General features: G+C 62.0%; 17 protein-coding genes and 2 pseudogenes. 6 read left to right on the top strand and 13 right to left on the bottom strand.

Annotation, left to right across the window (positions count from 1 at the left end; all coding sequences use genetic code 11):
• Positions 1-123 precede the first annotated feature (123 nt).
• A complete protein-coding gene (locus HBF24_RS10045; RefSeq protein WP_167172487.1) occupies positions 124-777 on the top strand; it encodes a hypothetical protein in 654 nt (217 codons plus the stop codon).
• Here HBF24_RS10045 and HBF24_RS10050 read toward each other — a convergent pair.
• The 4 genes and pseudogenes from HBF24_RS10050 to HBF24_RS10065 all read right to left on the bottom strand — a co-directional run bounded on the left by HBF24_RS10050 (position 767) and on the right by HBF24_RS10065 (position 6,388).
• Positions 767-3,736: a Tn3 family transposase gene (locus HBF24_RS10050; RefSeq protein WP_167172489.1), complete on the bottom strand. Its 2,970-nt coding sequence runs from the start codon at positions 3,734-3,736 to the stop codon at positions 767-769. The two genes, HBF24_RS10045 and HBF24_RS10050, sit on opposite strands and share 11 nt — an antisense overlap.
• Positions 3,736-4,008, bottom strand: a pseudogene (locus HBF24_RS10055) (DUF3147 family protein); the annotation flags it as partial. The gene HBF24_RS10050 and the pseudogene HBF24_RS10055, both read right to left, overlap by 1 nt.
• Before the next feature lie 39 nt (positions 4,009-4,047).
• Positions 4,048-6,093, bottom strand: coding sequence for a cation-translocating P-type ATPase (locus tag HBF24_RS10060; RefSeq protein ID WP_167172491.1), 2,046 nt, complete (start codon positions 6,091-6,093; stop codon positions 4,048-4,050).
• 16 nt (positions 6,094-6,109) lie between these two features.
• Complete coding sequence (locus tag HBF24_RS10065) at positions 6,110-6,388, bottom strand: metal/formaldehyde-sensitive transcriptional repressor (protein ID WP_167172492.1); 279 nt, start codon at positions 6,386-6,388, stop codon at positions 6,110-6,112.
• 236 nt (positions 6,389-6,624) lie between these two features.
• Between HBF24_RS10065 and HBF24_RS10070 the strand changes: the two genes are divergently transcribed.
• Positions 6,625-8,586: an FTR1 family protein gene (locus HBF24_RS10070; RefSeq protein WP_167172493.1), complete on the top strand. Its 1,962-nt coding sequence runs from the start codon at positions 6,625-6,627 to the stop codon at positions 8,584-8,586.
• 12 nt (positions 8,587-8,598) lie between these two features.
• Positions 8,599-9,222 (top strand): cation transporter, encoded by a 624-nt coding sequence (locus tag HBF24_RS10075; RefSeq protein ID WP_167172494.1) that lies wholly within the window; start codon positions 8,599-8,601, stop codon positions 9,220-9,222.
• A 196-nt stretch (positions 9,223-9,418) separates the two neighbouring features.
• Here the strand turns inward: HBF24_RS10075 and HBF24_RS10080 are convergent, their stop codons facing one another.
• The 8 genes and pseudogenes from HBF24_RS10080 to HBF24_RS10110 form a co-directional block, all read right to left on the bottom strand.
• Positions 9,419-10,321, bottom strand: a complete 903-nt coding sequence (locus tag HBF24_RS10080; protein WP_343162743.1) for a cation diffusion facilitator family transporter — start codon at positions 10,319-10,321, stop codon at positions 9,419-9,421.
• A gap of 156 nt (positions 10,322-10,477) precedes the next feature.
• Positions 10,478-10,801: a P-II family nitrogen regulator gene (locus tag HBF24_RS10085; protein ID WP_167172499.1), complete on the bottom strand. Its 324-nt coding sequence runs from the start codon at positions 10,799-10,801 to the stop codon at positions 10,478-10,480.
• Entirely contained in the window at positions 10,798-13,932 is a 3,135-nt protein-coding gene (locus HBF24_RS10090) for a CusA/CzcA family heavy metal efflux RND transporter (RefSeq protein ID WP_167172794.1), read from the bottom strand. Before HBF24_RS10090 ends, HBF24_RS10085 begins: the two co-directional genes overlap by 4 nt.
• Positions 13,932-15,029 carry an efflux RND transporter periplasmic adaptor subunit gene (locus tag HBF24_RS10095; RefSeq protein ID WP_167172501.1) on the bottom strand — a complete coding sequence of 366 codons (1,098 nt, stop codon included), beginning with the start codon at positions 15,027-15,029 and terminating at the stop codon, positions 13,932-13,934. The genes HBF24_RS10090 and HBF24_RS10095 overlap by 1 nt, the downstream gene beginning before the upstream one ends.
• A complete protein-coding gene (locus tag HBF24_RS10100; RefSeq protein WP_240922433.1) occupies positions 15,026-16,339 on the bottom strand; it encodes a TolC family protein in 1,314 nt (437 codons plus the stop codon). The genes HBF24_RS10095 and HBF24_RS10100 overlap by 4 nt, the downstream gene beginning before the upstream one ends.
• Positions 16,340-16,410: 71 nt before the next feature.
• Positions 16,411-16,797, bottom strand: a complete 387-nt coding sequence (locus HBF24_RS10105) for a hypothetical protein (RefSeq protein WP_167172503.1) — start codon at positions 16,795-16,797, stop codon at positions 16,411-16,413.
• 114 nt (positions 16,798-16,911) lie between these two features.
• Positions 16,912-17,004, bottom strand: a pseudogene (locus HBF24_RS17410) (hypothetical protein); the annotation flags it as partial.
• Between the two features lie 282 nt (positions 17,005-17,286).
• On the bottom strand, positions 17,287-20,280 hold the full coding sequence (locus HBF24_RS10110; RefSeq protein WP_167172505.1) for a Tn3 family transposase: 2,994 nt from the start codon (positions 20,278-20,280) through the stop codon (positions 17,287-17,289).
• A 276-nt stretch (positions 20,281-20,556) separates the two neighbouring features.
• On the opposite strand from HBF24_RS10110, the gene HBF24_RS10115 reads away from it, so the two are divergent.
• From HBF24_RS10115 to HBF24_RS10125, 3 genes are read left to right on the top strand one after another with little or no spacing between them, the layout of a single operon-like run.
• Positions 20,557-22,431: a cytochrome c/FTR1 family iron permease gene (locus HBF24_RS10115; protein ID WP_167172507.1), complete on the top strand. Its 1,875-nt coding sequence runs from the start codon at positions 20,557-20,559 to the stop codon at positions 22,429-22,431.
• Positions 22,428-23,048, top strand: coding sequence for a cation transporter (locus tag HBF24_RS10120; RefSeq protein ID WP_167172509.1), 621 nt, complete (start codon positions 22,428-22,430; stop codon positions 23,046-23,048). Before HBF24_RS10115 ends, HBF24_RS10120 begins: the two co-directional genes overlap by 4 nt.
• Complete coding sequence (locus tag HBF24_RS10125) at positions 23,045-23,626, top strand: phosphatase PAP2 family protein (protein WP_167172511.1); 582 nt, start codon at positions 23,045-23,047, stop codon at positions 23,624-23,626. Before HBF24_RS10120 ends, HBF24_RS10125 begins: the two co-directional genes overlap by 4 nt.
• 20 nt (positions 23,627-23,646) lie before the next feature.
• On the opposite strand, the gene HBF24_RS17335 is transcribed toward HBF24_RS10125, so the two are convergent.
• Positions 23,647-23,862, bottom strand: coding sequence for a GDCCVxC domain-containing (seleno)protein (locus tag HBF24_RS17335; RefSeq protein WP_167172513.1), 216 nt, complete (start codon positions 23,860-23,862; stop codon positions 23,647-23,649).
• Positions 23,863-23,871: the final 9 nt, after the last annotated feature.

The raw sequence follows: 23,871 nt of genomic DNA on the forward strand, positions 1-23,871 counted from the left end.
CCGCCGCGTGCCGACACCAGACGCAGGAACGTTTCATGCTGGTAGCGGCTCATGCGCAGTTTCTGCCCGGTATCCATCGTCGCTGCGGATTCCCGCAATGGTTGACCATCGTTCCGGCAACTCTTGACCAGTGCACTGGTCCTGACCGTCAGGCTTTCCGAGCTAGGACATTGCCCGCGAGATGCAGCCGGTGAAGATCACGTGGAAGTTGATCGGCTGTTCGCGGGTTCCCTTTATAGAGGTGCGCTGATGAAATGGGACTTGAAAGAGCTTCGGGCATACGTGCAACAGCTGTTTGGAGAAGAGCAGCTGCATACCGTCAACCAATGCTTGCGGACCATCGGCGACCGTCGCGAATTCAGTCGCTATCATTTCAGGGAAGCCAAGGGCCTGATGGAAGGTGTCCTCCAAGGCCGCAAAGACTACGAGCTGATCGCAGCGCAATTGGGGGCGTTCGACACCGACGAGCGACAGTTCTCCACTGCGCGGTTTCAGGCGTATGCGCACACGGTTGCTTGCGTCCAGAGCATGCACGCGGTGGTCGATAACATGGTCTACTTCGCTTACTACGTCCTGGGCTTCAACCAAAACCCGGATACCTGCATCGAGAATGAGCGCGGCATCACCTGGTGCAATGTGCGCAAGAAACTCTCTGCGGGACCCATCAAGGATGGGCTGAGCACCTTACTGCACGATCCGGGCTTCACCTACCTGAGGTACGGCCGGGATTCTGGAAATTTCCGCAAAAAGGACAATAAGTCCCTGTCTACAAGGTAAATTTGATGTCTTTGGCCATAGCGCTTTTGTACCGCTCCAAGTCCAGTGAGTAGTGCCCTAGCCGGTTGATGTGTTCGCGCCGGTACGGCGACAGCCGATTCAACAGGTCTTCGCTGAGCGGAACGCCCTCCTCTTGAAGAGCTTTCAGCGTCCGCGACATCGTATGGACGTTGTGCAGGATCACCATGTTGGCCACGAGATGGTTGTACTTCACGACCTTTCGCTGCTCGTGGCGGATGTTTTCCGCAATGACCCCATCGTTGGCGAAATGCAGCCACTGGGCAAAGTCGTTGAACTGCTCGCTCTTGTTCGTCGACTGGTGGATCACGCGGCGCAGCTCGACGTCGTTGATGTAGTTCAGCAGGAATCGGGTTCGTATGGCTCGGCCGAGCTCGCGGAACGCGAAATACAGCTTGTTCTTCCGGCTGGCCACACCCAAGCGTCGGAGGATCATTGAGGGTGTAATTCGCCCAGCCTTGATCGAAATGGCCACGCGCAGCATGTCCGGATAGTGGCGTTCGATGAGATCCCATTTGATCGATTCGGTGAACAAGCTGTTGATGTGCCCGTACTTGACCTTCTGATCGGGCTTGTAAAACACCAACTGTTTGATACCCCGGATGCGTGGCATGAGGCGAATGCCCAACAGATCGGACAAGCCGAACACGGGCGCGCTCTGAGCCTGGGTGTCACCGTGGATCGTGTCCGGTTGCACGTCAGATTCGTTCTTGATCAGGCCATCGAGGATATAGACCGCCTCGTGCACACCGCACGGAATGAAGTTGCTGAAGAGCGCGATGTACATATCCGAGACGTGGTAGTAGCCGATGCCACCGTAGCCGCCGTACCGAACGTGGTACTCCGAGAGCAGGTTCTGCTCGTAGATGCTCCACTTCGTACCGTCGGCGGAGACATGTTTGCCGGTGCCCCAGAATTTTGGCAAAGCGAAGGTGTTGAAGGCATTGATCACCCGCACGATCGCTTTGTCCAAGCGTTCCTCGGTTATATGACGGAGGTTGAGCCACGCCACCTGCTTGCGACTCAAACCCTGCACCGAGCGCGCTGTCTGTGTGGGGCCTAGGTTGCAGCCGTAGCAAAACAAGGTGGTGATGAAGCGCTTTCGCGGATCGTCCACCTTGGCTTCGAACCCTGATAAGGGCCCGAACAGCCGATGCAGGTTGAGCCACTGTTCGGTCTCAGTCAGCAGATCCAATATGTTGACGGACGGAATGTCTTCCTTGAGCCGCGTTTCCAACAAAGGAAGCTCCGGTGGATCCTGCTTTCGGTCGAGCCGCTGGATTATCAAACCGTTGTCGCCGATCCGTACGAAATCGTTCTCAGGAAAGCTTTCGTCCACGTGCTTGGCCAAGGCCGACATTTCCTTCTTGAGCTGTTCGACAAAGCCAGCACCGTCCTTGGGCAGCGAGGTGATTTCGCAGTAGCGGCCCAGTTCTCCGCCGTACTCATCCCAGGACACAAGGTGTTCGCGGTAGTCATCGAAATCGTTACTGTGAGCCGAGTACAGGTCACCGGACTGCATGTCTTTCATGATCGACATGCAAATGAATAGTTCAAGGTATTTTCGGTGGATGCGTGGTTCGTCATCGGGCGATGCCACCACGATCAAGCGATACCACGCATCAGGGAGCCAGCGTTTCAGGTAGATTCCTTGGGGAAGCACCGCAACATCAAGATGTTCGCGGCGTGCCGTACGCCATTCGTGGAGCCAAGCGATGGCCTTCACCAGCGTATCGTCCTGTGAGCTCGATTGAAGTTCGAGCACCTCCAGGCACTGGTACAGCAGGGCACGCTTGTCGCTGTAAGGTTTCAGCATGAAAGGCAGATAATTATTGCCTGCAAAGGCGGCGTGCTCATCGCATTGGATGATCCATTGTTCCGGATCGTCGCCGAGCACTCGCTCCATGCTTTCCACACGCTTCTTAGCCGACGCACCCTCCTGCATGGCGGCCAGCACCTCACGAAACTGGCCAATCAGACGATCAGTCTGCTCGGCATGATCCAATCGGTATTGGCGCAACCGCTCCTCAGCCTGGTTATCGATACCGTGCATGATCTTGATGAAAATGCGCGCGACATCATCGGTGGCTTTCTCCATCTGCGACTGGATCAGCAGCACGGCCAAGGTATAACGCTTAAGCGGCTTGACGGCGCGGATGTCCTTGGCATCCAACGCACGGGCTTCCAGCATCATCTGGTGGCGCTTGGTCACCGCCATCTCGCGGGTATCAGGTAGTCCGTGACCCAGGCTTTTGAGCCAGCGAATGTGCTCAAGAAACTTGGCCACCTCGCGAACCGTAGGCTTCTTCGGTTCGCGTTTGAGTTGATCCCAGAGGGTCAGGCCACGACGCTGAAGGACGAGATCGTCCAGCATCTGACGCTGGTCGGTGGTCAACTGCCCGTCGATCGATTTGAAAATGGCCGCGTTGACCCTGCTGCGCGCTGCCCGCGCCACACGTACGAGCTGGGTGAATCCCGGCAATTCGTATTTCTGCCGCACCAGCTCTTCGATGAGGACATTGATGATGTCCTCCAGCTCCTGCTTGGTTGCGGCCGCTTGACGGGCAATCTGATCCAGCCAGCACCAATCGGCCTCCACAAACCGCCGTATGCCGACGAAGTCACGAATCTTCCGCAAGTGCAGCGAGCGGCTGCCTGATGCATCGTACGCCTTCAACTCGCGCACGGTCGGGATGCGCATCTGAGCGCTTGCGCAGACGTGGTCAACAATTGCACGCGGCAATGTCGACAGCGGCTCGAAGTATCCCAAACGCTGAAGGATCTTAAGCTGGATCAACAGCAGCACCTGCGTTGGCTTGCGGGCAGAGACGCTGACGGCAAACGCACATTCGTCCGTGGTGGGCGTGTAAATGGCCGACAAATCGCGGGCGCTGAGATCCTTCTTCAATTGAGGATAGGCAGTGTCCTGAATCGTGCTCATGCAAGTGCTGGCCAAAAACCAAAGCGCGTGAACAGACGAGGGAAAAGAAGGAACATCGGCAACGTAGGCACCACGTACCAGAAGGTGTACCAGGCATGGTTGGTGATCTTCGAAGCCGGCTGCTTTTCAACATACAGCCAGGTCAGCGCAAGCAGCGTCACCAAGGGTAACGAAGCCAGCAACGCACCCAGACGGTCGCTGCGTTTGGCCAACTCCGACACTGCCACCACGATGGCCGATGTGATCAGGTATTTGGTGATTATCCAGAGCATGTAAAAAGTCTCGACGAGGAAAAAGCGGGATGGGGCAATCTATGGCGACATGCTGCTGGAAACGGACTCGGAGTCGACGCGCGCGATGGGAGACGACAGGTCCGACTTGCCCGAAACGGGCATCGACCCGGGCAGCAAACGCGCCGAGTTGAGGATGAAGGCCATCTCCGAAGCGACGTGGATGAATGCAGCCAACAAGGGATTGAGCAGGCCCGCAGAGGCCAGCGCAATGCCTGTCAAGTCGACCACCACGGTGCCGATGAAGTTGGCCCAGATGATGCGCCGCGTGCGTCGTGCCAGCTGCAGCGTGCCCACGAATTTGGCCAGGTCGCTGCCAAGCAGCACGACATCGGCGCTCTCGCGTGCCACATCGGTTCCCGATCCCATCGCCACGCCCACCTGCGCCTTCATCAGGGCGGGCGCGTCATTGATGCCATCACCGACCATCGCCACGATGGCTTTGCCAGCCACCAGTTGCTCGATATAGGCGAGCTTCGCGTCGGGAAGGACGCCGGCAATCACCGTAGGAATCCCCAACGCGCGTCCAACAGCCTGAGCCACGCCCTTGGTGTCGCCGGTCAACAACACGGTGCTCAGGCCCATGGCGTGCAATGTCGCCACAGCCTCGCGGGCCTCCCCGCGCACCGTGTCGGCCACCACGGCCATCCCGGCCCAACGGTCTGCGCAGGCGAACCAGATAGTGGCGACTTCGGACTGCGTCCCATGCAGGCCGTCCGGCATGGTCACACGATGCTTGCGCAGCAACGCCTCATTGCCGACCAGGATGCGCTCGCCATCGACAATCGCGGTGACGCCCAGCCCGGGAGCATAAGCAAAGTTCTCCGGTTCGCTCGGTGTGATGCCCTGTTCGCGCGCATGACGCACCAATGTCTTGCCCAGCGGATGCTCCGATCGCAGCTCGGCCGACGCGACCCAGCGCAGCAAGTCCGCCTCAACGATACCTGGCGCAACGGTGATGGACTGCACTTCCGGCTGACCGTAAGTCAGCGTGCCGGTCTTGTCGAACACCACCGTGTCCACCCGGCCCAACTGCTCCAGATACAGGCCGCCTTTTATGATCGCGCCACCACGAGCGGCCCGGCCGATCGCACCGAGAATGGCCAACGGAGTACCGGCGGCGATACCGCAGGCACCAGCCACGATGATCACCGAGATGGTGGCCCGAATATCGCGGGTGATCAGGTAGGTCAGCACCGCTGCGGCCAGCGCGAAATAGACCAGGTAGCCGGCCATGCGGTCGGCCAGTCGCTGTACCGGCGCGCGTGATCGTTCGGCCTGTTCGACTGCCTCGATGATCTTGCCGTAGCTGGTGTCCCGACCGATCCGTTCGGCGACTATCTCCAGCGCGCCGGACTGGTTGATCGAGCCGGCGTAAACCCCGGTACCCGCCATCTTCTCCACCGGCAGCGACTCGCCCGTGATGCGCGCCTGATCGACGAACGAGTGACCGTCGACCACGCGACCATCCACCGGGATGCGCCCGCCGGGATTGACCAGCACGGTATCGCCCACGGCGAGCGTATCGCTGTCGATCTCGCTGATACTGCCACCGCGGCGCACCGAGACTTCCCGCGGCAGGAAATCCAGCAGGTCGCGAATGGCGCGCCGCCCGCGCGACACCGTCATGCCTTCGAGCACCTCGGCCACCAGCACGAAAAAGGTAATGATCAACGCCGTGAAGAACGCGCCGATGGCCGCCGCGGCCACGATCGCAATCGTCATCGACAGTTCCATCGTCATGCGCCGCGCCAGCAGATTTTCCAGCGCCTCCTTGTAGATCGGCCAGCCGCCGACCAGCAAACCGGTAACGCCGATGAGGCTTACCCGCGTCCACGGCTCCCACCAGTGGAACCCCACCGCGATGGCAGCCAGCGCGACCGCACCGATGCGCAAGGCTTCCAGCACATCGAAGGTGTGCTCATGACCATGATGATCGTGGTCGCCCTCATGGCCATGGCCATGGCCATGGGCATGATCCTGATGGTGCGCTGCAGGCGCGGTGGTGCGTTCGGCGGCTTGTTGTGGCAATCCTTCGCCGTCGGCGGGTTCTCGACTGCTGGGCATAACGAAAGTCCTGGGCTTATTTCAAATACGTGCGGATCACTTCGATCAGCTCACGCGCACCCTGGGCCCGCGTTGCAGGATCAGTGATGTCCGGATGCGCCACATGCATTTCGATGTGTTCCTCGACGACCTTGGCCATCAGTCCGTTGATGGCGCCACGTACGGCGGCGATCTGGCGTAGCACTTCGGCGCAATCGGTCTGATGGCCGAGGGCGCGCTCAATACCCTCCACCTGCCCCTTGATACGGCGTACCCGACCCAGCAATTTGGCTGAATCGTTGGCGATGTGACCCATGGCGGGAATTCCTGATTGGCCGTGATTGATATAAAAATAGCATACCCTACCAGAGTATAGTCATGGCAGTTTGGACATGGAATTCGAGCGCAGCGAAACGGAAGGATAAATTAAGTCGGCAGCATCGCCTTAGGAGGTCGGCGGTGCGCCTCGCATGCCAACTGCCATGAGAGTGTCTGGCGAATGTGCGGTGGTCGGGCTACACTTTAATAATGAGAACTAATTGCATTTGCAAGATGCCGGGCTACTTCACTGCCCTGGCTCTGTTGATATGGGGGCTGGCCGCGATGCCGGTTAAGGCCCAAGAAGCTTCCTCCACGGTGCCGCAAACCTGGCAGATGCTCGATTACCTTGCGACGGACTATGGCGGCGCCGTGAAGGGCGGGACCATTGTCAGTGCCTCGGAGTATGCCGAGCAGCACGAGTTTGCGACGACTGTCCGTCAGCGTCTTGCCGGGTTGCCTCCCACGAAAGATTCACCGGCGTTGTTGGCAAAGGCCGACACGCTGATCGCATCGATCAACGCCAAGGCGGCACCTGCCATCGTGGCTCGGGAAGCGCATGGATTGGCTGATGGGCTCCTGAAGGCCTATCCGATACCGACCGCACCGGTCCATCCTCCCGACCTGGCCCGTGGCGCGATGCTGTACCAACACCGGTGCGCGGCCTGCCACGGTGCTACCGGCCACGGGGATGGGCCGGTTGGTTTGACCCTGTCACCGCACCCGGTCAACTTCACCGACCAGACACGCGCCGATCAACGCAGCGCACTGTCGCTTTACGAGGTGATTAGCCACGGTGTTCAAGGTACGCCGATGGCGAGCTATGCCTCCACGCTCTCACCGGCTGATCGCTGGTCGCTGGCCTATTACGTGGGATCACTCGCCTACCAGAAGCAAGCCGGCACCGGCGCTGATCTATGGCAACACGACGCCGCCGCGCGCGCGCAGATTGCCGACCTGAAGGAGTTGTCGGGCGCGCGGGTCGCGCAACTAGCCCCGACCCTTGGCTCGGCACAAGCCCGGGCGATCATGGGCTATCTGCGGGAGCATCCGGCGGCCATTCAAACGCAGGCGTTGACAGGGATTGCATTGGCTCGCGGCAGGTTGACAGCCAGCCTCGCCGCCTATCGCGCCGGCGCAAAGACCGAAGCGACCCAGCTGGCGTTGTCGGCCTATCTCGATGGCGTCGAGCCCGTCGAGCCACAACTCAACGCCCATGATGGCGCGTTGCGTGCGCAACTTGAAACTGCGATGGGCGCCTACCGCACGGCGCTGTCGCACAGTGCCCCGGTGGCATCCGTGACTCGGCAGGCCGGCGCCATTGACGGATTGCTGGCCCGCGCTCAGGAGATCACGGCCGATGCGTCGGGCGATGCCACGGCAACCTTCGTGGGTGCCTTTACCATTCTGGTGCGTGAAGGACTGGAAGCCCTGCTGGTCGTGGTGGCCTTGCTCGCCTTCCTGCGCAAAGCCGAGCGACCAGAGGCGCTGCGCTATGTGCATGCCGGCTGGATTCTGGCACTAGTTGCCGGCGGTATCACCTGGGCGATAGCCAGCTATGCCATTGCCATCAGCGGGGCGAGCCGCGAGCTGACCGAAGGCCTGTCTTCACTATTCGCTGCGGCGGTGCTGCTCAGCGTGGGCTTGTGGATGCATCAGAAGAGCATCGGCGGGCGCTGGCAGGCCTACCTGAAGGAGAAAATGGCGGCGGCGCTGAATCAACGCTCGGTGTGGTTCCTGTTCGGTCTGGCCTTCATCTCGGTCTATCGCGAAGTGTTCGAGACCATCCTGTTCTATGCCGCCCTGTGGAGCGATGGCCAGGAGGAGTGGTTGCTGGGTGGTATCGCTGCCGGAGCGGCGGTGTTGGGGATAATCGCCTGGGTACTGTTGCGCACCAGTCGCCGGCTACCGATCAGTACGTTTTTCTCTGCCAGTTCGGCGCTGATCGCTATGCTTGCCGTCGTGCTGACGGGCAAAGGCGTGGCGGCGCTGCAGGAGGCTGGCTGGGTGGCGGTGAGCGTCGCACCGGTGCCGCATATCGAACTACTGGGTATCTATCCGACATGGCAATCCCTGCTGGCCCAGCTGGCGATCCTGGTTCTCCTGGCGGTCGGATTCGTGTTTAACATCCGTCGAGGCCGTCACCTATCCCGTCATCCACGGCGAACTAAGGAGGTGCTCTCCAATGCCGAATGAGAGCAGCAGAACATGAGCAACTGCGGTTGCCACGCGCAAGCGTCCAATGAGGCCGAGCGCAGAATTCTGCGTCTCGCCCTGGGACTTAATGCCACAATGTTCGTGATCGGCATCGTCGCTGGCCTGATCGTCCAGTCGATGGGTTTGGTCGCCGATTCGCTCGATATGCTGGGTGACGCCTGTGCCTACGGCATCGCCTTGATGGCTTTGATGCGCAGCGCGCGTTTCAAGGCAGCAGCCGCACAGTGGAACGGAACCCTACTGATTGTCTTGGGACTAGGCGTGCTGGCTGGCGTGGTCTGGCGCCTGACGATGGGAAGCCGTCCCGAGGGTGCCTGGATGATGAGCATTGCCTTCGTCTCCTTGGTCGTGAACGCCATCGTGCTGCGACTTCTGGCGCGTTTTCAGCATGGCGACGTGCATTTGCGTGCGATCTGGCTGTGCACGCGTGCCGACGTCATCGCCAACTTGGCGGTAATTACCTCCGGTTTGTTAGTGCTGCTTCTGCACAACCCGGTGCCCGATCTGATCATCGGTGCGGCCATCGCCTGCTATGTGCTGAAGGAGGCGTTGGGTATCCTGCGCGAAGCAAAGGAAGCACGGATCGCTGCCCTTGCACCGATCGGCAAGCCATGACATCGCCGATCTCGGGGTTCGGTACCATGGCGTAAACCGTTGAACTTCGACTGTTCCACGCCATCCGTCCGCGATGCTGCATTTGGCGCGTGGCCTGGTAAGTTGGAAGTGGTTCAATTGCCCTGCGATGACGCGCGCCATCGCGTCCACATCGTCACGGGCGTGGCGCTCCGTTTATGGCCAACACAGCGATGCCCTAGTGCGCCCCGCCAGTTGAGGCAAAGCTGCAGCCTGCGACGCTGGTCGATTCGTCGGCGCTTCCATGATCGGTCTGCAGTGTGGTGTGCGTGATATCGAACCGATCGTGCAACATCGCCTCAATGGCGCGCCTCACATCGTGGCAATCGACCTCTCTGCTTACAAAGACATGTCCCGACAGCGATGGCATGCCCGAAGTAACTTCCCAAACATGTAGATCCTTAAGTGCGGTTACGGCCGGCATGGCGAGAATCGACTGACCGATTTTTTCAGGATCCAAACCGCGCGGCGCTGCCTGCAGAAAGACGCGCCCCGATTCGCGCACCAGTCCGATACCGGCTTTGAGCATTAACCCGGCGACCACCAGTGCGGCGATCGAATCTACGCGATTCCAGCCCGTCCACCAGATGATGCCTCCAGCAATCGCTGTGGCGATGAAGGCATAGAGATCGGTAAGAATGTGCTGGAAGCTGCCTTCCACGTTCAGACTTTGCCGATTGGCCTTGCTCATCGCCCACACGGCCAGCAGATTGACGCCGATGCCCACCACGGCAATCACCGTGACCAGCAAGCCCTGCACCTGCGGGGGATCAACCAAGCGGCGAATCGCCTCGACAATGAACCAGACTGACAGAAGCAGCAGGGTCAGCCCGTTCGCCTGTGCGCTCAGAATTTCCACGCGTTTGAGCCCGAACGTGTAGCTGCCGCTGGCCGGGCGCTTGGCCAGGCGCATCGCCACCAGGGCCAACCCGATCGAGCCGACGTCGGTAAGCATGTGGCCAGCGTCGGAAATCAACGCCAACGACTTGGCCAGAATGCCGACCACTACCTCGACGACCATGAAACCGAGCAGCAAAAGCAGCGCCACGGTCAGGTACTTCTTGTCCGCATCGGGTGCCACGCCATGGGCATGGTCGTGGTGATGATCGTGATCGTGCTCGTGTGGCTTTGTCGTGTCCATCGAACCCTCCGTTGCAGTGATTATTCTAGGTAAGCACCGCGGTGTTATGACATGACACCCGGCAAAGCGGGCGGGACTGAACCCCGCCCGTCCGCATCAGTCGGTTTGACCGTCGATCGGCCATGCCCCATCCACGGTGCTCTGGTAGACCCATCCGGCCACGCTCTGGCCGGTGCGTCCGTGCAGGCGAATCAGTTGTACGGCTCGGTCCACCTGGTCGTCTTCGCAGAACACCTCCAGCTTGATTTGCCGGGTCACGCGTTCGCCCAGTTCCATGGAATAGACCTGTTCCTGCGCACTGAGCGCCGTCAACAAGCCCTTGACGTCACTGACGGACAGGTAGCCGAACCCACCGTCCTCCAGGGCGTGAATGACGTCGACGACGCGGCCGCGGTGGATGAATGCCTTTACTTCTTTCATGGGGTGGTCTCCTTGGCCAGGCGCCGCGCGGCGCGTTCTTCGATCCAGTCATAGAGCACCGGCAGCAGTACCAGCGTCAGCAGGGTCGAGGTGATCAGGCCGCCCACCACCACGGTGGCGAGCGGTCGCTGGGTTTCCGCACCCACACCGCTGGAGAGCAGCATCGGCACCAGGCCCAGGATCGCCACACTGGCGGTCATCATCACCGGTCGCATGCGCAACGCCGTGCCGCGAACCACCGCCTCCCGGACCGGAAGCCCTTTTTCGCGTTGCTCGTTCAAGAAGCTCACCAGCACGATGCCGTTCAACATCGCCACGCCGAACACCGCAATAAAGCCGATCGCTGAGGGCACCGACAGGTATTGCCCGGTGATGGCCAGCCCGACGATGCCGCCGATGGTGGCAAACGGTACGTTGGCCAGGATCAGCGCGGCGTACTTCACCGAGTTGAAGGCGGTGTACAGCAGTACGAAGATGAAGAAGATCGTCGCCGGCACGATCAGCGATAACCGCTTCAAGGCCCGCTGCTGGTTCTCGAACGCGCCACCCCATTCGGTGTAGTAGCCGGTGGGCAGATGCACCTTTTTGAAGATCGCGGCATTCGCCTCCTTGACGAAGCCGTCGATATCGCGACCACGCACGTCCATCTGGATCACGGCGTAGCGTTGCAACTGCTCACGACGGATGAACGAGTAACCCTCGGCGTCACTGACCTCGGCCACCTGCGACAGCTGCACCAGGGCGCCACTGGCTGTGCGAATCGGGATGCGCTCGATCGCCGGCAAGGATGCCTTGTCGGCATCGTCCAGGCGGACCGTGATGTCGAAGCGTTTCACGCCATCGAGCTGCGTCGTCACGGGCTCGCCGCCAATGCCGTTTTTGACCACGGTCAGCACGTCGTCGGCGTTGAGGCCGTAGCGGGCCAGCGCGTCGCGATCCACCTTGATGCGGATCTGCGGCTTGCCGATGTTTGCCTCCAACGCCAGGTCGGCCACACCGGGCACCCCGGCCAGCGCGTCCTTGATGCGGCCACTGAGCCGGTCCAGCTCGCCCAGGTCCTGGCCGTAGATCTTCAACGCAAGGGTGGCACGCACGCCGGAGATCAATTCCTCAATGCGCATCTGGATCGGTTGGGTATAGCTCACCACGGCAGTGGGTAAAGCCGCCGACAATTCCTTCTGCATCGCCTCCTCGATGCTGTCCAGCGTTTCGCCCTTGCGCCATTGATCCTTCGGCTTCAGCGGCGTGTACACCTCCATGTAGTTCACGTCGGCGGTCTCGCCCTTTTCAGCGCGCCCGATCATCGCCAGAGTGGTGTCCACCTCCGGGAATTTCTGCTTGATCAGCGCCGACACCTGTTTGGAGATGTTGATCGACTCATCCAGCGAGGCCGAGGGAATCGAGGTGATACGCCACATGATGGCGCCCTCTTTCAGGTTGGGCATGAACTCCTTGCCCAGGAACGGGAACAGCGCGAGGCTGCCGATCAAGGCGCCGGCGGCGATGCCCAGCACCAGCTTACGCCGTTCCAGTGCCCACGCCAGCACGGTGGCGTAGTGCCGTTTCAGGAACGCGACCAAGCGCGTGTCCTTCTCTTCCTTGGGCTTCAATACCAACGCCGCCAGCACCGGAATCAGCGTCAGGGCCAGGATCAGCGAGCCGGCCATCGCGAAGCTGATGTTGAACGCCATCGGCTTGAACATCTTGCCTTCCAGCCCCTGCAGGCTGAACAGCGGCAGGAACACCACGATGATGATCAAAATCGCGAACGCCATCGGATTGGCGACCTCGCGGGCAGCGGCCAGCACGGCCGAGGTGCGGTCCACAGGACCCCCATGGGCTTTGCGCTCAGCCATGATGCGGTAGGCGTTCTCCACCATCACCACCGCGCCATCGACCATCATGCCGATGCCGATCGCCAAGCCTGCCAACGACATCAGGTTGGCTGACAGACCGGCCTGATTCATGCAGATGAAAGCGATCAGCATCGCCAACGGCAACGCCACGACCACCACCAGCGCGCTGCGAAATTCGCCCAGGAACAGGAACAGGATGATCGCGACCAGGATCGAACCTTCGACCAGCGCCCGCACCGCGGTTTCCACCGCTGCGTTGACCAGTTCGGTGCGCTCGTACACCGGTTTGACCGCCACGCCGGGTGGCAGCGCCTGCTTTACCGTGTCGAGCTTGGCCTTGACCGCATCGACCACGCTCTTGGCGTTCTCACCGATCCGGGCCAGCGCCATGCCAAGGACCACTTCCTTGCCATCGCGCGTCACCGCACCGGTGCGTGGTGCGCCCGCTTCGGTGACCGTGGCCACGTCACGCACATAGACCGGCGTGCCGTCTTCCGTTTTCAGCACGATGTCGCCCAGGTCCTTCGCGTTCTGGATCAGCCCCAAGCCGCGCACCAGGTACTGCTCGCGTCCCACGTCGACGAAATTGCCGCCGACCTGCGCGTTGTTTGCCTGCAAGGCTTCGATCACTTCCTTGAAGCCGAGCTTGTGCGCGATCAGCTTCATCGGATCGATGCGCACCTGGAACTGCTTTTCCTGGCCACCCCACGACGTGACGTCGTCAACGCCGGGGGCGGTGCGCAGGATCAGGCGGATGGTCCAGTCCTGCAGCGTGCGCAGGTCCATGTCGTTCGGGGCAGTGCCCGCCGTGGCCCCCTTCAGTTTGTCATCGGCGCGTTCGACGGTGTACCAGAACACCTGACCCAGACCCGACGTGTTCGGACCCATCTCCGGTTTGCCGTAACCGGCCGGCAGGCGATCGCCCACCTGCTGCAGCCGTTCGTTGACCAGCTGGCGGGCGAAGTAAATGTCCATGCTGTCGTCGAAATACACCGACACATAGGACAAACCGAACAGGCTCACCGAGCGGATCTGTTCCACCTTGGGCAGGCCCGCCAGCGCCGATTCCACCGGCGTGGTGAGCAGCTGTTCCACATCTTCGGCGGCCAGTCCCGACGCTTCGGTATAGACGTTGACCTGCACCGGCGTGACGTCGGGGAACGCGTCGATGGGCAACTGGCGTACGGCCTGAAAGCCGAGGAATCCGATCACCACGAAGGCGATCAGCACCAGCACCTTGTAGCGCAGGGAGAATGCAACCAGACGTTCCAGCATCATTCTTCTCCCAACTGCGAGCGCAGCAAGCGGGCCTTCAGCGCGAAGGCACCCTTGCGCACGTAAGAAGCGCCGGCCTTGAGCCCTTGCGTGATGACTGTCCAGCCATCACGCGTGTCGCCGACCATCACCGGTGCCGGCTCGAACGCCCCGTTGCCCTTGGCAAGGAACACGGTCGGCTGGTTCTGCAGCAGCACGATGGCATCGGCCGGTACCGCGAGCTTCTGCACGGCGCTGCCGGTAGCAATACGTGCTTCGACCAGCTCACCAGGATGCAGAAGATCCTTGCGGTTATCGACCTCGATGCGCACCGGCACGGTACGCGTGCGCTCATCGGTCTGATGCGAGCGCTGGACCACCTTGCCGGGTATGGCGGTGTTGTGGACGAGGATGCGGGCGTCCGCGTCGGGTTCGACCCGTTCGGCATCGGCCGGTGACAACTGCGCGACGACCCACACCGAATCTTCCTTGACCAAGGTGAACAGCGTGCGACCCGGTTCCACCCGCTCGCCGACCAGAAATTCATCGGTGGTGACGCGGCCGGCCGCGGGCGCGAGCAGTTCGAAGCTCCCGTCCGCCCCCGCCGAGCCCTTGCGCAGCAGGCCGCCGATCTGGCCATCCGACAAGCCGTAGGCGCGCAGCTTGGCGCGAGCCTGGTCGCGCTGCACTTTCGCTTCGTTGTAACGGCGCGCCGACACCGCCTGGGGACCCAGTGCGGCAATCCGTTGCCAATCCTGCTCGGCAACGATCAATGCACCTTGCGTCTCGGCCACCTGCACGCTGGAGAGCACCACCAACGGCGCGCCGGCTTTCACGACGTCGCCCAGCCGGGCCTTGCGAGCCAGCACCTGCGATTCCACGCGCGGCGACACCAGCACTGTGGAATACGCATCGGCCTTCACTTCGCCGGGCGCCTTCAATTCATCGGTCAGCGCACGTGGCGCCACCTTGTCGAGCACGATGCCGGCGGTTTTGATCGCCTTGGCGTCCAGTGCGAGCGGGTTGGCCGGCGGAGCGTCTTGTGCCATCGCCGGTCCGGCCAAGGCGGCCAACAAGGCCATGCCCAGCAGGCCGCGCTTCAATAGAGATTCGTTCATCGGTTAATTTCCTGATTGTGGCCGTCCTGAACGCGGCCATCGAGCCAATCGTTCAGACGGCCAGCGGCGGTGAGGTAATCGAACCAGGCCTGCCAGGCCTGGCTTTCCAGCTCTTGGCCCGACAGCGCGGTATCGAGGCTTTGCTTGAGCTGTACGAGGTAATCGGACGTGCTGATTTCACCGGCACGCCAGAGCTTTTCCAGCAGCGCGGTGCGGTCCTCGAACGCGGCCGCGCGGCCGGTACGAAACGCCTCGGCGGCACCGCGCAAGGCGGCATAGCGGGCTTGCGCTTCCTGCAGCCCCGCACGCAGGACAAACTGGCGCGAGCGCACGCCCGCGGCGGCCGCATCGGCTTCCGCCCGGGCGGCATCCACTTCGGCACGTCCGGTATTGAGCACGGGCAAGGGAATGGACACGCTCAAACCGATCACCTGATCGGTACGCGGCCCACTGCGTACCTGTCCACCGGTCAGGCTGAGCGTGGGATCAGGAATGCGCGCACGACGCGCGACCTGCACGCCGGCGTCGGCGCTTGCCTGCTGAGCGCGGGCCTGACGCAGTTCGGGTAACTCGTCGACGGCCAAGGGCGTCACACGGTCGGCCGCCGGTGATAGCCCCTCGGGTAACGGCGGCAAGGTCGTGAGCTGGTCACCGCTGATGGCCAACAAAGCGGCACGCGCGGCCGCCTCATTGCCGGCGAGCGTGGCCTGCTGCACTTGCGCCTCACCCAGTGCCAGGCCAGCCAGGTCGCGTTCGGGACTGCTGATGTCGCCCACCTTGAACCGCTGTGCGGCCAAGTCGTCAAAGCGTTGCATCAGCGCGAGGCGACGGCGACCCAACTCACTTTGTCGCGCCGCGAGTGTCGCTGCCGACCACGCCTTCAACCAGCGGGCGGCGACGTTGCGACGCAGAAGGTCGTAGGTCGCCTCGGCGGCGAGCACCTCGGCATCACCCTGGCTGGCCCGGGCGCGACGCTTTCCGGATAGATCCAGCGCCAGACTGAGGCCAGCCGTGCGTCGGTTGACGTCGGCGTTTTCCGCATCGAGCGACAGCGAGGGGTTGTACAGCGGCTGTGCAGCGGCACGCGCACGGGCACGAGCGGCGTCGAGATCCGCCCGCGCTGCCTGGACTTCGGGGCTGGCTTGCCAGACGCGGCGTACCGCGTCCTGCAATGGAGACGAGAGCAACGAGGGTGCTCGGGTCCCTGCCGCTGGGGGAGGATCGGATAATGGGGGTACGGGGGCAGCACTGAGCAGCGCCGCATACAACAGGCACGCGGCGCCAATAGGCACCGAACGGAACACAGACATGAAGCCATCTCCTGAAATCGATCACGAAGCGACGCATCGCCTGGGCGAATGCGTCGCGGAACGGAGCGGTTTCAGGCGATCGGAGGGCGCAATAGGGAGCCAGTCGTCGCTGACGTGAATCCGGAACGGATAGTGAAGTTGTCGAAACGAGACTCCACCCTGGCGACAGCAAGCGGGGCGGTCGTCGGCAGCGTCACCGTGTGCGCACACGCGCAATGGCAATCCGCTTCACCAAGAAGGCAGGCGCTCGCATCATCAGCCGACACGTTGGCGATCGCTGTATCTACCGGCATGCTGACGGCGGAGACCGTGGTGGTCGACACCAATCGCTTCTCGGGCGCATCGGCCAGACAGACCGTGCCGGCGACCAGCTTGATCAGCAACACCGCCACCGCCAACACCCACAGACCGCGGTGGCGGCGCAGGCGGGTCAGCAGCGATGGTGCAGACGGATACATCTTTCAATCCTATACGACTGCCGCGCTGTTAGACAATTTCACTTGGGCACCGGTCGTGATGAATTCAGACAGCCCCCTACCGGCACCGTTTGACCCGTATGTATGAAGGATGGTCTACCCGCAGCACGACCTCTGTTGCTGGATCGGCGGACATGGCACGCTGCCGCACGAGCAAAACACGCAGCAGTCGGCCGCCTTGGGCCGGATCTGTCCGCTGTGCCGTGCCCTGGATCAGCTCTGCACGCACGCAATGTGCGTCCGTGATCGACGTTACCGTGGCATGCCCCGTAACCGCGAACAGCCTCGCGCATCACAACGTGCGTGGCCGCACCGCCTTCACAACCATCAGCAGGCCCTCGACAGTTGGGGGCCAACGGGCGATGGTGTCTGTTAAGGGGTTTGAGGAGCAATGGAACGTAAAACCGGGATAAGGTCGATTTGTCTATAAAAACCATATAGTTAGTGCCTACCTCTTGAGGCGTCCCCATCTCAATCGCCTTCCCTATCGTCAGGATTCCGCAGCGGGCGCAGTTCCCCGCGAGCAACCGCCTCGGGCACGGCAAAGGAATATCGGCCGTGCATGTTGATGTGGTCATGGGTGAGCGGCGAGAGCCGTGCGACGTCCTCGTCACGCACGGGAAAGCCTTCCCGACGCAACTGATCCAGTGCCGCCTCCATGTAGATGGTGTTCCATAAGACGACGATGTTGAGAACCAAGCCCAGCGCGCCCAGCTGATCTTCCTGACCTTCTTGATAGCGCTGCCGGAGCTCGCCGCGTTTTCCATGAAAGATGGCGCGCGCAACATTGTGGCGCCCTTCGCCACGGTTGAGTTGGGTCAGCGTGCTGCGTCGCTTGGCCTCATCGTCAATATAGGTCAGCGTGTGCAGCGTCTTTTCAATCCTTCCGAATTCAGCCAACGCCTGGGCCAGACGGGTGGGACGGTCGCCGATCTGCAAGGTTCGCATGATGCCGTTGGCCGGTACACGACCCAGTTTCAGCGAGCCCACCAGTCGCAGGATGTCGTCCCACTGCTCCTCGATCAATGACAGTTTCACCCGCTGGCGGGCAACGGCATTGAGGCCGCCGTAATCGGCCTCGGGATCGATGCGCCAGAATCGCGTGCCGCCGACGTCAGCCAATCGGGGACAGAACCGGTACCCCAGCAGCCGGAACAACCCGAACACCACGTCGCTGTAGGCGCCGGTGTCGGTCATGATCTGCGTCGGCTGCAACTCCGTGGGTTGTTCGAGCACCACACCCAGCAAGATCAAACTGTCGCGGAGCGTGCCCGGCACGGTGATGTGGTTGAGGCCGCTGAACTGGTCAGAGATCAGGTTGTACCACGTCACGCCGCGTTCCCGGCCGAAGTACTTCGGATTGGCGGCCGCATGCACAGTGCGCACAGGCACGACGAAACGCATCCCGTCGGCAGACGCCACATCGCCCCCACCCCACTGATGGGCCAGCGCCGAGCGATTCTGAGCCGCCACCAAGATGACATTGGCCGCAACAAGGGTATCGTTGCGGAGGTAGTTCTGGTCGACCCACGACAGGCGCGATCGTTTCAGAGCAGCGATGTCGGCACGAACAAGGGGTTCGAAGCCCGTATTGCTCGCCTCGGCCAGCAATACGGCACAGAGGCTGATCGGAAGCTCCGCAGCACGCGCAGACCGCTCGGTGAGATGAGTGAAGGCATCGGTGAAACCGGTACGCGCCGCAATTTCGAGCAATACCTCTTCGATGTCCACGCGCGGCAGACGCTCATTGACCGCAGCGCGCAAGGCCAGCAAAGACGTCGGTTCTTCGAGCTTGTCGAGGGAGCTGACGACCAGGTCGTGCTCGCCTTCGAACCGCACCGCAGGATTGTCCGGGAGCCGGGACGCTACCGCGCGGTAGGTCTCATCGAGTTCTTTGGTAATCGCGGCGAGCGCCGATGAGGGTGTTGGAGACAAGCTAAGCGTGCGGCAAATGATGGGGCGCGCGGTCTCCCATTCGTGGCCGCTCAATAAGCCTGCACGCGGGTCGGCATACTTCCAGCTGGGTGCGACGAACACGTCGCGCCGGCGCAATGACGTATGCAATTCGTCGAGCACGCAAAAGGTGTAGGCCCGGTGATCGATGCTGTCGTCATCGCGAATCGCGTAGCGTTGCCAGCGTTTGCGAATGACATCGCGCGGTACGTCATCGTCGGCCTTGAATCGTCCGGGATGCGATCGAAGCCATTCATAGGCAGCGACGACGGCCTCACCTGCAGGGCTCGCTCCGAAGCGCAGATTCTCCAGGACGAAGGGGAGAAATCGGCGGATGCGCCGATAGCGCTCACTCAACTCGCTGTAGAAGACATCGTCGGGTGGTCGCACCAGGTTGCTCACTTCCTGAAGCGCCTGGGCGAGAATGTCGCGTGGAACCTTGGCGAACAAGGCTTTGCGTAGCGCCTTGTCAGGGAGCGTGGCGTCCAGCACCACTTGGCAAGCATCGGCCAGCAACGTGGCCGCACGATCCAGATCTTTCAGCGTGCGCAAGCGTGTTTTCCGATCCTCCTTTCGCGCTGTGGCAAAAACATCCCGTAGCAGCATTTCAAGGACTTCGACGGCGTCATCATGCGCAGTGGCTTCCAGACAGTGCACGAATGCCACAAGGGTGGCGAGGCGACGCACTTGGGGCAAGCGGCTCACCGCGCTGGCTTTGGCGGCCCCCGCAAAGCGGGCCAGCGCCGTGACGCGACTGGCCGGAAGATGCGCAACCGTGGGCAGGTCGATGCCGAGTTCCCGGATCTCCCGAAGGCGCATCAGCGTTTGAATGAGCGCGGGGCCACTGACTCGGGTGGGGCCTGAGCGCAATTGATCCAGAAGCGAATAGCGGCTGCCGGTCGGCACGGTCAGCAGCTGCTCCAGGCGCTCGTGCTGCGCCTCCGAGAGCCGGGTACCCAATCGACGCCATAGACGCTCTTCGACGCGACTTTTTACACTGGCGACAAATCGTTCGAGCGTGCTGCGTCCGGGGAGCAATATCTTGTGCGTCAGGAGCCATGTGGTGGCTCGCTCGAACAGAACGCTGGGCCGCTCCGTTCCCGTCCAGCACAGTGCGTACAGCCAGCGCCCCAACCGAAAGCCGATGGGTGGTGCGGTGATTTCGACGAAGCCGTACTGACGACGGATATCGCGCTGATGATCCCACCGTAATTCCCCCATTCGGTAGTCGTCGAGGGAAGGACGGGTGTCCGTAATGCCCAGTTGTCTGGCAACGGTGGATAGCACCAATGGTGGTAGATCCAGCGGATCGTCCAGGAACGTCCCCAAGTAGCGCAGCGTCGTCAGTTGCAGCGCGATGCCCAACCGGTTTGCATGGCCGCGCTTGCGTGCAATGTACGCACGATCAGCATCGTCGAGATGGAAGTAGCGTGCCAGTTCGTCGTTGGATGGGTCGCCGTTGTATCGGCCGTAGCTGTCGCGCTGTTCCTCGGTAACGTAGCTGACCGGCATCAAGATTTCCTTCCGCAGAGAGGTGGTTCGGATATCCCGTCACTGAAACCCATTCCTTTCGCTTGCCTCAATGCTGGCGCGGCGATCGCGGTCACCCGTGCCGGCCATGCCGGCATTGGCGAATTTTCCATGAGCGGGTACTATGCAGTAATGATAACTACTCGCATTCATAGTATGTTGCGCGGCCTCTCACTGGGTGTCCTTTTGTTCTGGGCCATCCCGACCCCGCCGGCATACGCCCAAGACGCTCGTCCGAGCGTGCCGCAAACGTGGCAGATGCTCGACTACCTGGCCACGGATTACGCCGGTGCCGTGAAGGATGGCGCGGTGATCAGTACCTCCGAGTACGCCGAGATGCGGGAGTTCACGGCGACGGCGCGATCACGCATCGGCGCATTGCCACCGACCGCGACCACGCCTGCACTCATGAAGCAAGCCGATACGTTGGTGGCGTCGGTCGATGCCAAGGCCGCACCCGCTCAGGTCGCGACGCAGGCACATGCGCTGGCCGATGCGTTGCTGCAGGCGTATCCGGTGCCGACCGCACCGGAACGCGCTCCCGATCTGGCACGGGGGGCCACGCTCTATCAAAACCAGTGCGCTGCCTGTCATGGGGCGACCGGCCATGGCGATGGTCCGGCTGGCCTGCAGCTGTCCCCCCGGCCCGTGAATTTCACTGACCAGACGCGGGCCGATCAGCGCAGCGCGCTGTCGTTGTATGAGGTGATCAGCCAGGGCGTGGAAGGCACGCCGATGGCGAGCTACGCGCAACAACTGTCCTCCGACGACCGCTGGGCGCTGGCGTACTACGTGGGTTCGCTGGCTTACACCAAGGAAGCCGCCACTGGCGCCGATACCTGGCAACACGACACCGCCGCCCGGGCGCAGATCGCCGACTTGAAGGAATTGTCGCGTGTGCGTGTCGCACAGCTGACGCCCACCCTCGGTGCGGAGCGTGCTCGGACGATCGTGGGCTATTTGCGGGCCCACCCTGACGTCATCCAGCAGCAGGCCTTGGCGGGTATTCCTCTGGCGCGGGCGCGACTGGCGGCGAGCCTGACGGCTTACCGAGCCGGTGCCAAGGCGCAAGCCACTCAACTGGCGTTGTCCGCCTACCTCGATGGCGTGGAGCCGGTCGAGCCGCAACTCAATGCACGTGACGGAGCGCTGCGCGCCAAGCTTGAAACGGCGATGGGTGCCTATCGCACCGCGCTATCGAGCAGCGCTTCGATGGAATCGGTGGCGAAACAGGCCGATGCGGTCGATGGTCTGCTGGTGCGCGCACAAGAAGTCACCAACGATGCCGCAGGCGATGCGGCCGCCACTTTCCTTGGTGCTTTCACGATCCTGGTGCGTGAAGGTCTGGAAGCTCTGCTGGTCGTGGTCGCGCTGCTCGCTTTCCTGCGCAAAGCCGCGCGACCCGAAGCACTGCGCTACGTGCATGCCGGTTGGAGCCTCGCCTTGGTCGCGGGAGGAATTACCTGGGCGATCGCCAGCTATGCGATTTCCATCAGCGGTGCCGGCCGTGAATTGACCGAGGGGCTGTCGTCGCTGTTTGCGGCGTTCGTGCTGCTCGGGGTCGGTCTGTGGATGCACCAGAAAAGTATCGGCGGTCGCTGGCAGGCGTATCTGAAGGAAAAGATGGCCGCCGCACTCAACCGGCGTTCCGCGTGGTTCCTGTTCGGGCTGGCCTTCATCTCGGTGTACCGCGAGGTGTTCGAGAGCATCCTGTTCTATGCCGCCCTGTGGAACGACGGTCAGGAAGTGTGGCTGCTCGGTGGCATTGCCGCCGGTGCGGCGGTGCTGGGGTTGATCGCCTGGGTGCTGTTGCGCACCAGTCGTCGACTCCCCATTGGCACATTCTTTTCGGCCAGTTCGGCGCTAATCGCCGTGCTCGCCATCGTGCTGACCGGCAAGGGCGTCGCCGCCCTGCAGGAGGCCGGTTGGGTGGCGGTGAGCGTCGCGCCGGTGCCGCATATCGAACTGCTGGGCATCTATCCGACCTGGCAATCCTTGCTGGCGCAGTTGGCGATTTTGGTGCTGCTGGCCGTTGGATTCGTGTTCAATATCCGCCGTGGCCGTCGACCGATGCCGTCACCCTCTGCGACCCGGGAAGTGCTGCCGGATACGGATGAAGGCAATGCGGCATGAGTGAGTGTGGCTGCCACGCAGAAGCGTCCAATGAGGCGGAGCGCCGGATTCTGCGTCTCGCCTTGGGGCTCAATGCCACGATGTTCGTGGTCGGTATCGTCGCTGGATTGATCGCCCAGTCAATGGGCTTGATCGCCGATTCGCTGGACATGCTGGCCGACGCCTGTGCCTACGGCATCGGTCTGGCGGCGTGGACGCGCAGCGCGCGTTTCAAAGCCTCCGCCGCACAATTGAGTGGCATCTTGCTGCTGATCCTGGGGCTCGGTGTCTTGCTCGGCGTGATCTGGCGCAGTGCGATGGGGAGCCATCCGGAAGGCGTATGGATGATGGCGATCGCCTTTGTCGCGCTGATCGTCAACGCCACAGTGTTGCGATTGCTGGGCCGTTTCCGTCAGGGCGAGGTTCACCTTCGCGCCACGTGGCTGTTCACCAGGGTCGATGTCGTCGCGAATGGAGCGGTAATTCTGTCAGGTGTCCTGGTACTATGGCTGCACAGCCCCGTGCCCGATCTCGTGATCGGTGCGGCCATCGCGGTGTATGTGCTCAAGGAGGCTTTTGGCATTCTTCGCGAGGCGCGGGAGGCACGCGTCGCCGCAACGGCGATCGCCAAGCCATGACGTCGTCTCTCATCGCGTGGATCGGCACGGCTGTGTACGGCTGGGATCTTCACTTGTTCCAAGCCATCCACCCGACGGTACCGCCGTCACCGGTCATGCTGCACTTGGCTCGCGTGTTCGCCGATGGGCCGTTGGTGCTGACCGCCGGCGTCCTTGGGCTGATGCTGGTGTGGCCCCGAGGGTCGATGCGCGCCACCGCGTTGAAAGCGCTGGTGGTCGCTGCCATGGCCTTGATCGGTAACGCGCTTATCGGCCTTGTATGGGACAGAGCCCGCCCATTTGTGGCCGGCGTAGGCCATGCGTGGATCGCACACGCCGCTACCGGCAGTTTCCCCAGCGATCACCTGACCATCCAGTGGGTGGTCGCCGGCATGCTCTGGCTTGATCCACGCACGCGTCGTTGGGGCAAGGTGGTCGCGTTGCTGGGCTTGCCAATGGCGTGGGCGCGCATCTATTTGGGCGTGCATTACCCAGGAGACATGATGGGAGCGCTTGCCCTCGCTGCGTTAGCCACCCTGAGCATCTGGATAGCGGCGACCACCCGATCGCGGAGCAGAGTCAACGTCCAGACAGCTTGACGGACAAGATTCAGCGACCGCTAGCCGCAGCAGGATTTCTGTTGCTGGATCGGTGGACACGGCACCGTGCCGTAGGAACAGAACACGCAGCAGTCACCCGCTTTCGGTCGGAGTAGCTCGCCGCAGCTCGCGCAGTCGTAAAAGAACTGGCAGGCGTCAGTCGGCATGGTCTCGACCACCTGATGGCCGCAATGCGGACAGGTCAGCGTGCTCTGCAGGATGAGCTCGGTCGTCATGTGTTTCGC

Source organism: Oleiagrimonas sp. C23AA (assembly GCF_011759385.1).
Classification (GTDB): Bacteria; Pseudomonadota; Gammaproteobacteria; order Xanthomonadales; family Rhodanobacteraceae; genus Oleiagrimonas.

Coding starts and splice junctions, on each gene's coding strand:
- HBF24_RS10050 (WP_167172489.1), bottom strand. CDS start 3,736: ATGAGCACGATTCAGGACACTGCCTATCCTCAATTGAAGAAGGATCTC.
- HBF24_RS10060 (WP_167172491.1), bottom strand. CDS start 6,093: ATGCCCAGCAGTCGAGAACCCGCCGACGGCGAAGGATTGCCACAACAA.
- HBF24_RS10065 (WP_167172492.1), bottom strand. CDS start 6,388: ATGGGTCACATCGCCAACGATTCAGCCAAATTGCTGGGTCGGGTACGC.
- HBF24_RS10070 (WP_167172493.1), top strand. CDS start 6,625: ATGCCGGGCTACTTCACTGCCCTGGCTCTGTTGATATGGGGGCTGGCC.
- HBF24_RS10075 (WP_167172494.1), top strand. CDS start 8,599: ATGAGCAACTGCGGTTGCCACGCGCAAGCGTCCAATGAGGCCGAGCGC.
- HBF24_RS10085 (WP_167172499.1), bottom strand. CDS start 10,801: ATGAAAGAAGTAAAGGCATTCATCCACCGCGGCCGCGTCGTCGACGTC.
- HBF24_RS10090 (WP_167172794.1), bottom strand. CDS start 13,932: ATGCTGGAACGTCTGGTTGCATTCTCCCTGCGCTACAAGGTGCTGGTG.
- HBF24_RS10095 (WP_167172501.1), bottom strand. CDS start 15,029: ATGAACGAATCTCTATTGAAGCGCGGCCTGCTGGGCATGGCCTTGTTG.
- HBF24_RS10100 (WP_240922433.1), bottom strand. CDS start 16,339: ATGTCTGTGTTCCGTTCGGTGCCTATTGGCGCCGCGTGCCTGTTGTAT.
- HBF24_RS10105 (WP_167172503.1), bottom strand. CDS start 16,797: ATGTATCCGTCTGCACCATCGCTGCTGACCCGCCTGCGCCGCCACCGC.
- HBF24_RS10110 (WP_167172505.1), bottom strand. CDS start 20,280: ATGCCGGTCAGCTACGTTACCGAGGAACAGCGCGACAGCTACGGCCGA.
- HBF24_RS10115 (WP_167172507.1), top strand. CDS start 20,557: ATGCTCGACTACCTGGCCACGGATTACGCCGGTGCCGTGAAGGATGGC.
- HBF24_RS10120 (WP_167172509.1), top strand. CDS start 22,428: ATGAGTGAGTGTGGCTGCCACGCAGAAGCGTCCAATGAGGCGGAGCGC.
- HBF24_RS10125 (WP_167172511.1), top strand. CDS start 23,045: ATGACGTCGTCTCTCATCGCGTGGATCGGCACGGCTGTGTACGGCTGG.
- HBF24_RS17335 (WP_167172513.1), bottom strand. CDS start 23,862: ATGACGACCGAGCTCATCCTGCAGAGCACGCTGACCTGTCCGCATTGC.